Below are 14,298 nucleotides of genomic sequence, written 5' to 3' on the forward strand. Positions count from 1 at the left end.
CGTCACGCGAACAGCGTCGGCTGCGCCCTCCCCGCCCGTTCCTGGGCTTCGACCGCGGCCACCGCTGTCATGTTGAGAATGCCGCGCGCCGTCACCGACGGCGTCAGGATATGCGCCGGCCGCGCCGGACCGATCAGGATCGGCCCCACCGGCACCGCATCCGCCAGCACCTTGATCATCTGATAGGCGACGTTGGCGGCGTCGAGATTCGGCATGATCAGGACGTTGGCCGAGCCTTCGAGATCCGAATGCGGCAAAATCGCCTTGCGCGCGGTCGCCGACAGCGCGGTGTCGCCCTGCATCTCGCCGTCGGCCTCGAGGTCGGGACGATGCTGCTTCAGCAATGCCGTCGCCTGCCGCATCTTGCGCGACGAATCCGTGTCGTAGCCGCCGAAATCCGAGTGCGAGACGAAGGCGATCTTCGGCTTGATGTTGAAACGCGTGACGTGGTTGGCCGCCAGCGAGGCCATCTCTGCGAGTTCCTCGGCGGTGGGATCCGGCCGCACCTGGGTGTCGCCGATGAAATAGGCGCCCTTGCTGGTGATGGTGAGCGCCAGCGCCGCGTAGTCGCTGACCCCCGGCATGAAGCCGATGATCTCACGGACGTGGCGCAGATGGCTCATATAGCGTCCCTCGACGCCGCAGATCATCGCATCCGCCTCGCCCCTGACGACAGCGAGCGCCGCAATCACGGTGGCATTCGTGCGCACCACCGTGCGCGCCGCATCCGGCGTCACGCCGCGCCGTCCCGCGACCTCGATATAGCTCTGCACATAGGAGCGGTAGCGCGGATCGTCCTCGGGGTTGATCAGGTCGAAATCACGCCCGGCCTTGATCGACAGGCCGAAGCGCTTGATGCGGGCCTCGACCACGGAAGGACGGCCGACCAGGATCGGCCTCGCCAGCTTCTCCTCCAGTACCACCTGGGTGGCGCGCAACACGCGCTCGTCCTCGCCCTCGGCATAGATCACGCGGACCGGCTGCGTCTTTGCCTTGGCGAACACCGGCTTCATCACCAGGCCGGAGCGGAACGCGAAACGCTCCAGCAGCGCAGTGTACTCGTCGAAATTGGTGATCGGCCGCGTGGCGACGCCGGACTCCATCGCCGCCCTCGCCACCGCCGGCGCAATGCGCAGGATCAGGCGCGGATCGAATGGCGAGGGGATCAACGAGCCCGGACCAAAGCCCTGGGTCTCGCCGGTATCGAAGCCGCGGGACACCGCGTCCGACGGCGGGTCCTGGGCGAGCTGCGCGATCGCATCGACCGCGGCCTGCTTCATCGCCTCGTTGATCGCGGTGGCGCCGACGTCGAGCGCGCCGCGGAAGATGAACGGGAAGCAGAGCACGTTGTTGACTTGGTTCGGGAAGTCCGAACGCCCCGTGCAGATCATCGCGTCCGGCCGTGCCGCGCGCGCCTCCTCCGGCATGATCTCGGGGTTGGGATTGGCGAGCGCCATGATCAGCGGCTTCTCGGCCATCTGCTTGAGCAGCTCCGGCTTCAGCACGCCGCCGGCGGACAGCCCGAGGAAGATGTCCGCGCCGCCGATCACCTCGGCCAGGGTCCGCTTGTCGGTCTTCTGCGCATAGACCGCCTTCCAGGGATCCATCAGCGTGTTGCGGCCCTCATGGACGACACCGTCGATGTCGCAGACCCAGATGTTCTTGCACTGCGCGCCCATCGACACCAGCAGGTTGAGGCAGGCGATGGCAGCGGCGCCCGCGCCGGAGGTCACGATCTTGACCTCGGAGAGCTGCTTGCCCGCCAGGGACAGCGCATTCTTGATCGCGGCGCCGACGATGATCGCGGTGCCGTGCTGGTCGTCATGGAAGACCGGGATCTTCATGCGCTCCTTGAGCCGCGCCTCGATCTCGAAGCATTCCGGTCCCTTGATGTCCTCGAGGTTGATGCCGCCGAAGGTCGGCTCCAGCGCCGCGACCGTCTCGACCACCCGGTCGATCGTGTCGGCCGCAATCTCGATGTCGAACACGTCGATCCCGGCGAATTTCTTGAACAGGACCGCCTTGCCCTCCATCACCGGCTTGGAGGCCAGCGGGCCAATATTGCCGAGCCCGAGCACGGCGGTCCCGTTGGAGACGACGGCCACCAGGTTGGCCCGCGCGGTCAGTGAGGCGGCCTCGGCCGGGTTGCCGGCGATCTCGGTGCACGCAGCGGCAACGCCGGGAGAATAGGCCAGCGCCAGGTCGCGCTGGTTGGCGAGCGGCTTGGTGGCCTGGATCTCCAGCTTGCCGGGCCGCGGCAGGCGGTGATAGGCCAGGGCTGCGGAACGAAGATCTTCAGAATAGGACGACGACATACGTGCTCCAGCGTTTCCGACCCGGATTTTTGGTCTCTTGAGTCTCGGTCAGACGTCGGTTTTTCCGGCCGGTGGAAGCGCATGTGATGCACGTTGGGCGGCTTTCATGCAACATCCGAAACCATGCTCGCCGGCATCCCGGGCCAGCGATTCCCCAGTTCGCAGAAGCACATCCCTACTCCATCGATTTCATTGAGACCATCACCACTTGCTGCCTAAGCCTTGGGCGGAGCACATCAAATGACCCGTATCCTGATCGGAATTGTCACGGCCGTCGCGCTGGCCGTCGCCGCCTTCGTCGGCGTGCCCTGGTACGCCCAGGGCCGCGCCGAGCGCGAGGTCGAGGCAAGCTTTGCCCAGATCCGACAGAGCGGCGCCACGGCAACCCATGGCAAGGTCGCGTTCGACCTGTGGAGCCGCAAGTTGACAATCGCCGATGTCAAGCTCGAGTCGGCCACGCAGCCGCCGGCCAGCGTCACGTTCGGCACCATCACCGCGACCGGGCTGAGCCAGCATGATTCCGAGCATGTCACGGCCGCCAGCATCGAGATCAGCGACATCGCCATGGCCGGCCAGATCGCCGGCCCCTCGCCGCTCCGCCTGAACTACAAGCTGCCGCAACTGGTGGTGAGGGATTACGCCGGCCCCGCGCGGCTCGCCGCGATCCCGGCCGGTGCGGGTGCGCTCGAGACCGCCCGCGCCCTCGCCCAACAGCTCGCCACCATCAGCGCCACCTCGGCCACGGTGCCGCGGGTCACCGGCACCATGGAAGGCGGCCCCTCGGTCGGGCCGACCGAGTTCGGCTATTCCGGGCTGGTGGTGGACGACATCAAGGACGGTCGAATCGGCAACTACAAGATCCAGGAGGTCACCTTCAGCACGGCGGCGCAACCGCCGAACGGCAAGGTCGAGACGGTGCGCGGCCGCATGCTCGACATCGTGACCAAGGACATCGACGTCAACGCCATCGCCGGCCTGTTCGCGGCCGAGTCCACCAAGGACGATCGTGCCATTCGCCTGAGCGGCTCCGCCGGGATGGGCCTCTACGAGATCACGTCCGATCTCGGCATGCGCATCCACATCGACAGCCTGACGATGGACGAGTTCGGCGTGCGGCCGTCGCGCATCCAGCTTCCGGCGCTGGTCGCCGCCCTGACGCCGACCTCGCCGCGAACGAGCGCCATGACGCCCGACCTCATCGACAAGGTCGCCAGCATCTATGATGGCGTCCTGTTCAAGAACGTCGAGGTCAAAGGCCTGGCGGTCGAGACGCCCGACGGCCCGGTCAAGGTCGCGCTGACGCGGTTCGACCTCGACGACGGCAAGGGCGACGTCGCGTTCGAGGGCTTCGACGGACGGACCCCGAACGGCCCCGTCAAGCTCGGCCGCTTCGCGGTCAAGCGCTTCGACATGGGCGGTATGCTGCGCCAGACCGCCAAATTCGCCGTGCCCGGCGCCAAGCCCGGTGCGGCCGAAGCCATGGCGCTGTTCAAGCTGATCGGCGGCATCGAGCTGAAGGGGCTGACGACCTCCTACAAGGCGAGCACCAAGCCGGTGCAGATCGACAATTTCAGCCTCGACTGGGGCCAGTTCGTCGGTCCCATCCCGACCCAGGCGCACCTGGTGGCCAAGATGGCCGGTCCGCTGGATGCGTCCAATCCGGCGCTGCTGCCGCTCCTCATCGCCGGCATCGACACCGCCGCGTTCGACGCCGATCTCGGCCTCGGCTGGACCGAGAGCTCGGGCGCGTTCGCGCTCCAGCCGTTCAAGCTCGAGGTCAGCAACCTCATCGCGGCCTCCGCCAATGTCTCGCTGTCGCAGGTGCCGCGCGACGTCTTCACCATCGACCTGCAGCAGGCGACCACCGCGGCGGCGCAGATCGAAGCCAGCGGACTGGAATTGACCTTGCACGATCTCGGCGCGGTCGACCTGCTCGTCGCCAACTACGCGCGCGGTCATGCGATCACGCGCGATGCCGCGCGCAAGGCGCTGGTCGATAGCATCAAGGCGATCGGCGCCCAGGTCGCGGCCGACAACATCGATGTCGCCGGTGCGGTCGACGCCATCGGCCGTTTCGTCCAGACCCCGCGCCAGACCCTCACGCTGAAGCTCTCGCCGCGCGCCAAGGTCCCGGCCCTGCAGCTCGCCCAGCTCATCGCCATCGACCCACCAAGCGCGCTGGCGCAATTCAAGATCGAGGCCCAGACCACGCCGTGATGTCTTTCCTGATCTAGAGAGAGAGAGAGAGAGAAGAGAGTCCGCCCTCCTCTCCTCCGTCATTCCGGGGCGCGCACAGCGCGAGCCCGGAATCCATACTCCCGACAATGATTGGCGAAGGAGTCGACGGTGCAGGCATCTCGATCCTTCTCGCACGGTCGTGGTTATGGATTCCGGGCTCGCGCTGCGCGCACCCGGAATGACTCGCTGAGGGAGCGTGCTCGTAACCGCCGATGCTGCGCACTGGGACTCGCGCTACGCCATCGATGAACACGGCAAGTCCCCTTCACCCCAAGACGCGCGTCCTCAATCCCGCGGCGCGATCGCCCGAGTTTGTCCGGTCGTTCGGCCCTCTCATCCGAAGAGGGCGCAGGGAATGCCGGGTGCTGGCCGCAACCCATGGCCCGCCTGCGGAAAAAATGCAGGCGGCAGGTACCACAGGTGCTGCCGATCATCCGGCATTCCCTGCGCGATGGGCTTTTCGGCTGCTTCGCGCTCTCCTCGGGGACCGGCTTGTTTGCCCCCGTCATCCGCGCGATGCCCGAAGGCATCGACGCGAACTTGACACCAGCATCGGGGTGTCAGGACCACGCGACTTGACCGTCTGCACCGTGCCGTTCGTCGACGCGCACTATCAGCACGTTGCGAACACGGTGCAGCCACCGCCTCCCCGCCTCACGCCTCGTGACGACCGCGAACCGTCCCTCTTCATCGAGGCGGGATGGCCGGAAATGTGAAGGTGATTTGCCCGACGGTACAAGGGGCAAAGCTGCGGCAAACTAACACGACGGGCAATTAGCGCATGGCGGAGTTGCTGGGATTGCCTGTCGGGCAGAGTGCAACGTAGCTACTGCGATCATGTGAGAACCGTGAGAGATGTCGACGCGCATCGCAAGATGTAGGGCTTATGGGCCGGCCTCCCCGCCGGATGCCGTGATCCAAAGAACGCAACATAACAATCGTAGCCGCCGATCTCTTCCTCCAGCCAACAGTGCACGACGACGCCATATTCCGGGACACCATCCTCGACACCATCATAACGGACCGCCGTTCCCGGCAACAGATATCTGTCAGGAGTAGATTGATTGCTGGACATGCGAACTTGTTCTTCCCCAATGCTGTCGTCCAGGCGAACCCGGCCGGGCTTGCACCAAACGGGCTCCATACTCACGGGATTTGGTTGGAGGGCGCGCACACGTCGCTCAAACCTTTCCTCACAAACCCGCTGAGGTGATGGGTCCTGGGTCGGCGCCGCACCGCGCTGTCGCACGGCACGGCTTGCACAGGACGACAGCGGAGGCAGGCCCCTACAGCCGTCTCTCGAAAAACGCCGCCCCCTGTCTGAGTCCGCTTTGCCACGTCCGAAGGATTGCCCTACACATCTCCTCACCCAACAAAGAAATCCGATGCCCGACCTCCCCACCTTCCTTCTATTCCTCTCCGCCGCCCTCGTCGTCGCGCTCACGCCCGGCCCCGGTATCTTCTACATCGTGGCGCGCACGTTGGCCGGCGGGCGAAGCGAGGGACTGGCGTCCAGCGTGGGGCTTGGGCTCGGCGGCCTGGTTCACGTCGTCGCCGGTGCGGTCGGGCTGTCGGCGCTGGTGATGGCGAGCGCGGAGGCGTTCACGGTGCTGAAGATCGCGGGCGCGGTCTATCTGATCTGGCTCGGCGTGAAGACGTGGCGGGAGGCCCGGGTCGCCCAGCCGGCCGAGGTGACGACGACTGGCAGCCGGCGCGCGTTTCGCGAGGGCATCATCGTCGAGGCGCTCAATCCGAAGACGGCGGCGTTCTTCCTCGCCTTCATCCCGCAATTCGTCGATCCCGCCGGCGACCTCGCCGCGCAGTTCGTCGTGCTCGGGCTGATCTCGGTGACGCTCAACACCAGCGTCGACCTGGTCGTGACGTTCTGGGCCGCCAAGGCGCGGCATCGTCTCGCCCAGCGGCCAAGCCTCGTGACGCGGATACGGCAGGCGTCTGGCGCCGTCATGTGCAGCCTTGGCGGCGCGCTGTTGTTGGCGCGGCGCACGAGCTGACGACCAGACTGGCGCCAAGTCGTCACGTTCATACGCACATTTGCGCGGCGTGCCGGCAGCGCCATGCCGGCGCACACGAGCCGATGCTGCTTTGCGACCACCCCCGCTGAGCTAGTCGCGATAGCGGCAGAACTCGTCGCCATTTTCGTATTCGTAGCAGATCTTGACGCGCCGGTAGGGCCGTTCGCTATCGAAACTGCGCGCGCGACGATCCATATCGTCATCATCGCGTTGCATTCGCGCGTTTCGACCCGTGGTGCGATGGTCCATGTCCTGGTCCATCATGCGGCCCATGCGGTGCTGGCGCATCCGATCCATGTCCATGCGATCCATGCCCATGCGGTCGTCATCGCGCTGTTGTGTCGTCCAGTCGCGGTTCACCCGCGTGTCTTCGGCCCTCTGGCGCTCGCGTTCACGGGCCTGGTCCGACTGCTGGGGCGTGCGTTCCGGCTGCACGGGAACGGCCTGGGTCTGGCTGGTTCCCGGCGTGCTGTCGGCCTGCTGGGCCCACGCGCCTGCGGAGAGGAGACAAGAGGATAGTAACACGACGGTCGCTGCTGCTGGAACGCGCATGGTTCATCCTCCAAGGGAATGCTGTCTAACCGCGCGGGTCAGCGTTGGTTCAAACGACATCGCCTGTTTTGGTGCTGCGCCGCACAGATGACAGCCGGACGCAGAAGCGAGCTGGGCCGGGGCGGCCGCGGGCCGCTCTCTGGCGTCAGCCCGAGATCAGGTCGTGGTTGATTCCACGCCGGCGCCAATATCGCGCACGCAGCCGCGGTGCGATCTGCCACGAGACAATGGCTGACAGCACCACGCTCAGGGCAATCATGACCGGCATTGCGAGCATCGCGTGATTGCTGAGCGGCGTGAGAAGAATCGTCAGAACTCCCGCACCGAACAGCACGGCCTGAACCATCATGAAGACCATCGCCGAAATCTGTGTTCGCATGGACATTGCGGTCGCTCACGGTTGTTGCGCCTGCAAGTCAATGAAGCATCCGTCGAACAGTTCCGGCATGATCTCGAGGTCGGATCCGTGTCGCCCGGCCGCCCGCAAGCCGGCCGGGGGACGTTGTTTGCACTGCGGCGTTGACGGGGGGACGACAAGTTCGGCTGCCTCCCCCCGCCCGTCATTCCAGCTCGATCGCCTGGTAGGTGCCGGTCTCGTCGAGTGCGGTGCCCCAGATCTTGTGCGAAGCTTGGTGCTCAGCGCGTCCGAACGACAGCTTGCTGCCAAGGCCGAGGTCGATGCTCTGCATCGACTCCAGCGTGTCGACCAGCCGCTCGGTCTCGAGCGGCGTCGTCTGCTTCAGGGCCTGGATCAGGATGCTTGCCGAGATGAAGCCTTCGAGCGAGGTGTAATCCGGCGCTTCGCCGGGGAAGTACTTTTCCAGCGCGGTCTTGTAGTCGAGCACCAGGCTCGAATAGCCGGCGACCGAGGGAACGCCCTGCGTGACGATGACGCCGTTGGTGTATTTCGAGCCGAGCAGCTTCAGCTCGGCGGCGAGCGACGACGATCCGACCGCCGAGATGTTGGCATAGATCAGCCCTGGAACCGCCTCGTGGGTCTTCTCGATGAATTTCGCCGCCGCGCGGTCGGTCGCGATCATGATCACGGCCTTGATCGGCGGCTTGGTCTGCGCCTTCAGCTTGCCGACGGCCTCGTCGACGTCGAGCGTGCCGCGCGGGAAACCATAGCGGATGATCGGATCGGTGATGCCGTTCGCGCGGAACGCCTTGGCGACACCGTTGGCGCCGTCGTCGCCATAGGCGTCGTTCTGCGCGAATACGGCGATCTGCTTCGCCGGGATGCGCTTGACCTTCATCAGATAGCGCACGATCGCGGCGGTCTCTTCGGCGTAGCTCGCACGATAGTTGAAGACGTAGCGGTCGGGCGGATCGCGGCGGACGACGGCGGAGCCGCTGTAGGGTGCAAAGAACAGCGCCCGGCGCTCCAGCGCGTAGGGAATCGCCACCGCGTTGTTGGCAGTGCCCATGTTGCCGATATAGCCGAACACCTGATCCTTCTCGTACAGCTGTGTCATGGCGCCGAGCGTCCGCGTGGGATCATAGCCATCGTCGGCAGCGATCAGCCTCAGCTTGCGGCCGTTGATGCCACCGGCATCATTGGCGCGGGCGAACGCGGTCTCGATGCCGAGTTTCATCTGGCGCGCGGACTCCTTGCGGACTCCGGAGAACGGGATGACGGTGCCGAACCGGATCTCGGTGTCGCTGACGCCGTGCGGAAGCGGAGGCGGCAGGTTGGCCGTGGGCTGCGTCGACGCGGCCGCGGTCGACGGCGCCAGCGCGAAGGACAGCGAGGGAGCCGCCGACTGCTGCTGGCTGAGTGACCGCTCAAGCTCTGCCAACTGGCGCTCTGCGGTCTGACAGTTCACCTGCGAGGACGCGACCCGGCCGCGACCCTCGGCGATATAGCTGTTGAAGGTGCGGATGAGCCCATCGCGCTCGCCGCCGTTCGAAGAGCCCTGGCGGATCACTTCGCTGAATTGATCGATGATGGTCTGGACGCGCCCCTGAGCGATCTCACGGCACGTCGCGGCCTGGCCGACGACCGGTCCGACGCGGGCGGCGAGATCACGAACGACATCGGGGGAAATGGGGACAGCAGAGGCGGCAGGGACGAAGAGGCAAGTTCCGAGCAGGAGCGCACACCAGCGAACGGTCATTTTGAACTATCCGTCTTCTTGTGATTGGTTGGCTATGTTCACTACATGAGTCAGACAGGCTTCCTATTAAGGACAGGTTGCATGACACCGCAACCGCCATTCGACTGATCGGTGCCGCCTGGAACTCATAGCGGCCCACACCGCTCGATCGCGTTACGCGCCTCGTCGCGCAAGGTGCCGAACTAACAAGCGGCACGAACGATTAGTTCTCAAAATCAACGGTTTGCCGTAGGGGCACGATGACCGCTCTGGCCGGCCGCTCGACCACGTCAGCGCGATGCTCCCGATGCGTCCGGCGCTGCCTGGACGCGACCGGAGACCCGGATGAAGTTGTTCGCAGTCTTAACCAGCATTAACGCGAGAACATCAAATGCAGAGCGACGCCTTTAAGGCCGGGTCATCTTGCGCCGCAGTCTCGAGTCACCGGCGACGACATGCCGCAGCTCAGCATCCGATAACGACGAGGTGAGACTGAATTGACGGGAGAAGCGTCCTGACCCGCCGGCCCATCGCTGGCTCGCTGCCGATTTTGGCGATAGCAGCAGATCGCAGCTCATAACAGTGGGAAGAGGTTCGTGATGCCATGGAAGAATACGACGATGGAGTTCGGTGCGATCGCCAAGCTCTTCCACTGGACCGGCGCCGCGGCCTTCATCGCGGCCTATGCCGTCGTGTACTATGTCATCTGGTTCATGGACGACACTTCCCCGGAAGCATTGCCCGTGCTCAACGTCCATTGCGTGCTGGGCATGATCGTCGGCCTGTCCGTCCTGCCTCGCCTGCTGTGGCGGCTCGTCAACGTTCAGCCCGATCAGCCGCATGCATCAGATGCCGAGGCGTGGCTCGCGCACGCAGCGCATTGGGGATTGTACGTGCTGCTGATCCTGATGCCGCTGACCGGCTATATCGGCACCGATGCCGCCACCGACTTCGGAGCGTTCGCGCTGCCGAACTTCCGTGAGACGGCGCTATTCGGCTGGATCGAGACGCGCTGGGGGATCACCTGGGAGGCGTTCGAGCCGCCGGTCGACGCAATCCACCATGTCGTCGGCAAATGGATCGCGTGGATCGTGGTGGCCCTTCACGTCGCGGCCGCGCTGTTTCATCACGTCGTCCGCCGCGACGGCGTCCTGACACGGATGCTGCCGGGCCGTTCGGCCGCGTGAACGATGCGCGACCCGTGACGACCGCTCTGCGATCCCCACACGATCGTCATTGCGAGGAGCCGCAGGCGACGAAGCAATCCAGAGACCTCGTGCCACCCTGGATTGCTTCGCTGCGCTCGCAATGACGAAGATTCGTGCATCACCCGCAGTCTGCCGAACTACTTGTTCGGTAGATTCGTCCTGATGTGCAGCTCGCGCAGCTGCTTCGTGCTGGCCTCCGACGGCGCGCCCATCAGCAGGTCCATGGCCTGCTGGTTCATCGGGAACAGCGAGATCTCGCGCAGGTTCGTGGTGCCACAGAGCAGCATCACGATGCGGTCGACGCCGGCGGCCATGCCGCCATGCGGCGGGGCGCCGTACTGGAAGGCGCGGTACATGCCGCCGAAGCGGTCGACCACCTCCTGCTCGCCGTAACCGGCGATCTCGAACGCCTTCACCATCGCCGCCGGCTTGTGGTTGCGGATGCCGCCGGAGGCGATCTCGTAGCCGTTGCAGGTGATGTCGTACTGGAACGCCTTGATGGTCAGCGGATCCTGCGTCTGCAATGCTTCGAGGCCGCCCTGCGGCATGGAGAACGGGTTGTGCGAGAAGTCGACCTTCTTGTCGTCCTCGTTGTACTCGTACATCGGGAAGTCGACGATCCAGGCCAGCTTGAACTGATCCTTGTCGGACAGGTTCAGCTCATCGGCGACCTTGTTGCGGGCGAGGCCTGCGAACTTCCAGAACTTGTCGGGATCGCCGGCGACGAAGAAGGCAGCGTCGCCCTCCTTGGTGCCGAGCTGGCTGCGGATCGCAGCCGTGCGCTCCGGACCGATGTTGTTCGCCAGGGGACCTGCGCCCTCGCCGCCCTCGCGCCACATGATGTAGCCGAGGCCGGGCTGGCCCTCGCCCTGGGCCCACGAGTTCATGCGGTCGCAGAACGCGCGGCTGCCGCCGGATGGCGCCGGGATCGCCCAGACCTGGTTCTTGGGGTCCTCGAGCATGCGCGCGAACACCTTGAAGCCGGAGCCGCGGAAGTGCTCGGAGACGTCGGCCATCTCGATCGGGTTGCGCAGGTCGGGCTTGTCGGAGCCGTATTTGCGGATCGCCTCGGCGAACGGGATGCGCGGCCAGCCCTTGGTCACCGGCTTGCCCTTGGCGAAATCCTCGAACACGCCGGTGATGACCGGCTCCATCGCCGCGAACACATCCTCCTGCTCGACGAAGCTCATCTCGACGTCGAGCTGGTAGAACTCGCCGGGCAGGCGGTCGGCGCGCGGGTCCTCGTCGCGGAAGCACGGCGCGATCTGGAAGTAGCGGTCGAAGCCCGACATCATCAGCAGCTGCTTGTACTGCTGCGGCGCCTGCGGCAGCGCGTAGAACTTGCCGGGATGGATGCGCGACGGCACCAGGAAGTCGCGCGCGCCCTCCGGCGACGACGCGGTCAGGATCGGGGTCTGGAATTCGAAGAAGCCCTGCTCCTTCATGCGCCGGCGCATCGAATCGATGATCGCGCCGCGCGTCATGATGTTCTGGTGCAGCTTCTCGCGGCGCAGATCGAGGAAGCGGTATTTCAGTCGGATGTCCTCAGGATATTCCTGCTCGCCGAACACCGGCAGCGGCAGCTCGTCCGCGGGGCCGAGCACCTCGATGTCGGAGACGTAGAGCTCGATCTTGCCGGTCGGCAGATCGTCATTGTCGGTGCTCTTGTTGTCGGCGCCGGCCGGGCGGCGGCGCACCTTGCCCTCCATGCGCACGACCCATTCCGAGCGCAGCTTCTCGGCCAGGCTGAACGCCGGCGAGTCCGGATCGACCACGCATTGGGTGATGCCGTAATGGTCGCGCAGGTCGACGAACAGCACGCCGCCATGGTCGCGGATGCGATGGCACCAGCCGGACAGCCGGACCGTCTCTCCGATGTTGCTCTCGCGGAGCGCGCCGCAGGTGTGGGTCCGGTAGCGATGCATGGTCGTCCTGAATGGTCGTCGTGAGGAGAAGGAATCGGCGCAGCCCTTAAAGGCGCGCTCCGAATGCGCGCAGGGTTTAGCCGAGCCGCCCCGGCGCGGCAACCGCAGGAACGGGCCTTTTCGGCTTCGCGCCGGAAAAGGCCGCCCGCCCTGGGCCTCACTGCAACGTCGGCGCCGATGCCGAATTGAGCTGGCGCCGAAACGCTCGTCTGACGGCCGTTTGGGCTCGAAAAACGGCCGCCCCGCGCCTATCTTGGAGCCATGACCGTGCATTTCCCCTTCCAGAACTCCTACGCCACGCTGCCGGACAATTTCTTTGCCCGGGTGGCGCCGACCCCCGTCGCAGCGCCTCGTCTGATCAAGCTGAACCGGCCTCTCGCCGCGGACCTGGGGCTGAACCCGGCCGAGCTGGAAACGCCGGAGGGCGCCGAGATCCTGGCCGGCAAGACCGTGCCTGAGGGCGCCGAGCCGATCGCGATGGCCTATGCCGGCCACCAGTTCGGGCATTTCGTGCCGCAGCTCGGCGACGGCCGGGCGGTCCTGCTCGGCGAGGTCGTCGACCGCAACGGCGTCCGCCGCGACATCCAGCTGAAAGGCTCCGGCCCGACGCCATTTTCGCGCCGCGGCGATGGCCGCGCGGCGCTGGGGCCGGTCTTGCGCGAATACATCGTCAGCGAGGCGATGGCGGCCCTGGGCATTCCGACGACGCGCTCGCTGGCTGCGGTCGTGACCGGCGAGCAGGTCTATCGCGGCACCGCCCTGCCCGGCGCGGTGCTGACCCGTGTCGCCACCAGCCACATCCGGGTCGGCACGTTCCAGTATTTCGCCGCGCGCCAGGACGTGGACGCCGTGCGCCGGCTCGCCGACCACGTCATCCACCGGCACTATCCGGATCTCGCCGGTACCGAGCGCCCCTACCACGCCCTGCTGGATGCCGTGATCGCCCGCCAGGCCAAGCTGATCGCCGAGTGGCTGCTGGTCGGCTTCATCCATGGCGTCATGAACACCGACAATACCTCGGTGTCCGGCGAAACCATCGACTACGGCCCCTGCGCCTTCATGGACACCTACGATCCCAAGCAGGTGTTCTCCTCGATCGACGAGTTCGGCCGCTACGCCTTCGCGAACCAGCCGCGCATCGCGATGTGGAACCTGACCCGGCTTGCCGAGTGCCTGTTGCCGCTATTCGGCGACGACAAGGACCAGGCGATCAAGGAGGCCGAGGCTGCGCTCGACGGCTTCGCCACCCAGTTTACGGACGCGCACCAGGCGGGCCTGCGCCGCAAGCTCGGCCTGGCCACGCAGCGCGAGGGCGACCAGCCGCTGGCGCAGGCATTGTTCGACGCGATGGCGGCGGCCCGAGCCGATTTCACGCTGACGTTCCGCCGTCTCAGCGACGCCGCCGGCAGCGGCGATCTCAGCGAGGTCCGCGTCCTGTTCGCGGATCCCACCGGCTTCGACGAATGGGCCCAGCGCTGGCGCCAGCGCCTGGCGGAGGAACCGCAGACGGCGGCGGAGCGGAGCGCGGCCATGCGCAAGGTCAATCCCGCCTTCATCCCGCGCAACCACCGCATCGAGGCGGTGATCACGGCAGCGGTCGAGAACGACGACTACGCGCCGTTCGAGGAGCTGCATGCGGTGCTGGCCCGGCCCTATGACGACCAGCCGGACCGGGCTGATTATGCCGATCCGCCGCAGCCGGAGGAGCAGGTGTTGCAGACCTTCTGCGGCACCTGACACGCGGTCTTAACCTCGCGTCCACCATCGCCCTGACAGCGCCCGGGCCCTTAAGAAACGATCAACGCAGCCCCGACAAGTTGAACCAACAAGTCGGGGAGGTCTGAGACGTGGACGCGCTGGTGTTCGAATTCATGGGTCTGGCGATGATCGCCTTGTGCCTGATCGTGCTCGCGGTGCCCTCGGCGCGCCGG

At 65.9% G+C, this 14,298-nt stretch carries 10 protein-coding genes; 5 read left to right on the plus strand and 5 right to left on the minus strand.

Translation table 11 applies throughout. The features are described from left to right. Positions 1-2: 2 nt before the first annotated feature. On the minus strand, positions 3-2,315 hold the full coding sequence (locus tag QX094_RS28215) for an NADP-dependent malic enzyme (RefSeq protein WP_316184896.1): 2,313 nt from the start codon (positions 2,313-2,315) through the stop codon (positions 3-5). A 240-nt stretch (positions 2,316-2,555) separates the two neighbouring features. Here QX094_RS28215 and QX094_RS28220 point away from each other — a divergent pair, with 240 nt between their 5' ends. The 3 genes from QX094_RS28220 to QX094_RS28230 all read left to right on the plus strand — a co-directional run bounded on the left by QX094_RS28220 (position 2,556) and on the right by QX094_RS28230 (position 6,565). Continuing rightward, positions 2,556-4,532 carry a hypothetical protein gene (locus QX094_RS28220; protein WP_316184894.1) on the plus strand — a complete coding sequence of 659 codons (1,977 nt, stop codon included), beginning with the start codon at positions 2,556-2,558 and terminating at the stop codon, positions 4,530-4,532. A 596-nt stretch (positions 4,533-5,128) separates the two neighbouring features. Continuing rightward, complete coding sequence (locus QX094_RS28225) at positions 5,129-5,269, plus strand: hypothetical protein (protein ID WP_316184892.1); 141 nt, start codon at positions 5,129-5,131, stop codon at positions 5,267-5,269. A gap of 669 nt (positions 5,270-5,938) precedes the next feature. Further along, positions 5,939-6,565, plus strand: coding sequence for a LysE family translocator (locus QX094_RS28230; RefSeq protein ID WP_316184891.1), 627 nt, complete (start codon positions 5,939-5,941; stop codon positions 6,563-6,565). Between the two features lie 111 nt (positions 6,566-6,676). Here the strand turns inward: QX094_RS28230 and QX094_RS28235 are convergent, their stop codons facing one another. The 3 genes from QX094_RS28235 to QX094_RS28245 form a co-directional block, all read right to left on the minus strand. Next, the gene (locus QX094_RS28235; protein ID WP_315749980.1) at positions 6,677-7,138 is read right to left on the minus strand and encodes a hypothetical protein; all 462 of its coding nucleotides are present in this window, start codon (positions 7,136-7,138) and stop codon (positions 6,677-6,679) included. 145 nt (positions 7,139-7,283) lie between these two features. Further along, complete coding sequence (locus QX094_RS28240) at positions 7,284-7,496, minus strand: hypothetical protein (RefSeq protein ID WP_315712348.1); 213 nt, start codon at positions 7,494-7,496, stop codon at positions 7,284-7,286. 202 nt (positions 7,497-7,698) lie between these two features. Beyond that, entirely contained in the window at positions 7,699-9,255 is a 1,557-nt protein-coding gene (locus tag QX094_RS28245; RefSeq protein WP_315712350.1) for an ABC transporter substrate-binding protein, read from the minus strand. A gap of 578 nt (positions 9,256-9,833) precedes the next feature. Here QX094_RS28245 and QX094_RS28250 point away from each other — a divergent pair. Further along, positions 9,834-10,421 carry a cytochrome b gene (locus tag QX094_RS28250; protein WP_316188395.1) on the plus strand — a complete coding sequence of 196 codons (588 nt, stop codon included), beginning with the start codon at positions 9,834-9,836 and terminating at the stop codon, positions 10,419-10,421. 158 nt (positions 10,422-10,579) lie between these two features. On the opposite strand, the gene aspS is transcribed toward QX094_RS28250, so the two are convergent. Next, on the minus strand, positions 10,580-12,367 hold the full coding sequence (aspS, locus tag QX094_RS28255) for an aspartate--tRNA ligase (RefSeq protein WP_315712352.1): 1,788 nt from the start codon (positions 12,365-12,367) through the stop codon (positions 10,580-10,582). A 261-nt stretch (positions 12,368-12,628) separates the two neighbouring features. Here aspS and QX094_RS28260 point away from each other — a divergent pair, with 261 nt between their 5' ends. Continuing rightward, positions 12,629-14,104, plus strand: coding sequence for a protein adenylyltransferase SelO (locus QX094_RS28260; protein WP_316184886.1), 1,476 nt, complete (start codon positions 12,629-12,631; stop codon positions 14,102-14,104). Positions 14,105-14,298 lie beyond the last annotated feature (194 nt).

The sequence above is a fragment of the Bradyrhizobium sp. SZCCHNS1050 genome (assembly GCF_032484785.1).
In the GTDB taxonomy this organism is placed as follows: domain Bacteria; phylum Pseudomonadota; class Alphaproteobacteria; order Rhizobiales; family Xanthobacteraceae; genus Bradyrhizobium.

Bases quoted from the DNA above. Each gene is read 5' to 3' on its own strand.
- QX094_RS28215 (WP_316184896.1), bottom strand. From the start codon at position 2,315: ATGTCGTCGTCCTATTCTGAAGATCTTCGTTCCGCAGCCCTGGCCTAT.
- QX094_RS28220 (WP_316184894.1), top strand. From the start codon at position 2,556: ATGACCCGTATCCTGATCGGAATTGTCACGGCCGTCGCGCTGGCCGTC.
- QX094_RS28230 (WP_316184891.1), top strand. From the start codon at position 5,939: ATGCCCGACCTCCCCACCTTCCTTCTATTCCTCTCCGCCGCCCTCGTC.
- QX094_RS28235 (WP_315749980.1), bottom strand. From the start codon at position 7,138: ATGCGCGTTCCAGCAGCAGCGACCGTCGTGTTACTATCCTCTTGTCTC.
- QX094_RS28240 (WP_315712348.1), bottom strand. From the start codon at position 7,496: ATGGTCTTCATGATGGTTCAGGCCGTGCTGTTCGGTGCGGGAGTTCTG.
- QX094_RS28245 (WP_315712350.1), bottom strand. From the start codon at position 9,255: ATGACCGTTCGCTGGTGTGCGCTCCTGCTCGGAACTTGCCTCTTCGTC.
- QX094_RS28250 (WP_316188395.1), top strand. From the start codon at position 9,834: ATGCCATGGAAGAATACGACGATGGAGTTCGGTGCGATCGCCAAGCTC.
- aspS (WP_315712352.1), bottom strand. From the start codon at position 12,367: ATGCATCGCTACCGGACCCACACCTGCGGCGCGCTCCGCGAGAGCAAC.
- QX094_RS28260 (WP_316184886.1), top strand. From the start codon at position 12,629: ATGACCGTGCATTTCCCCTTCCAGAACTCCTACGCCACGCTGCCGGAC.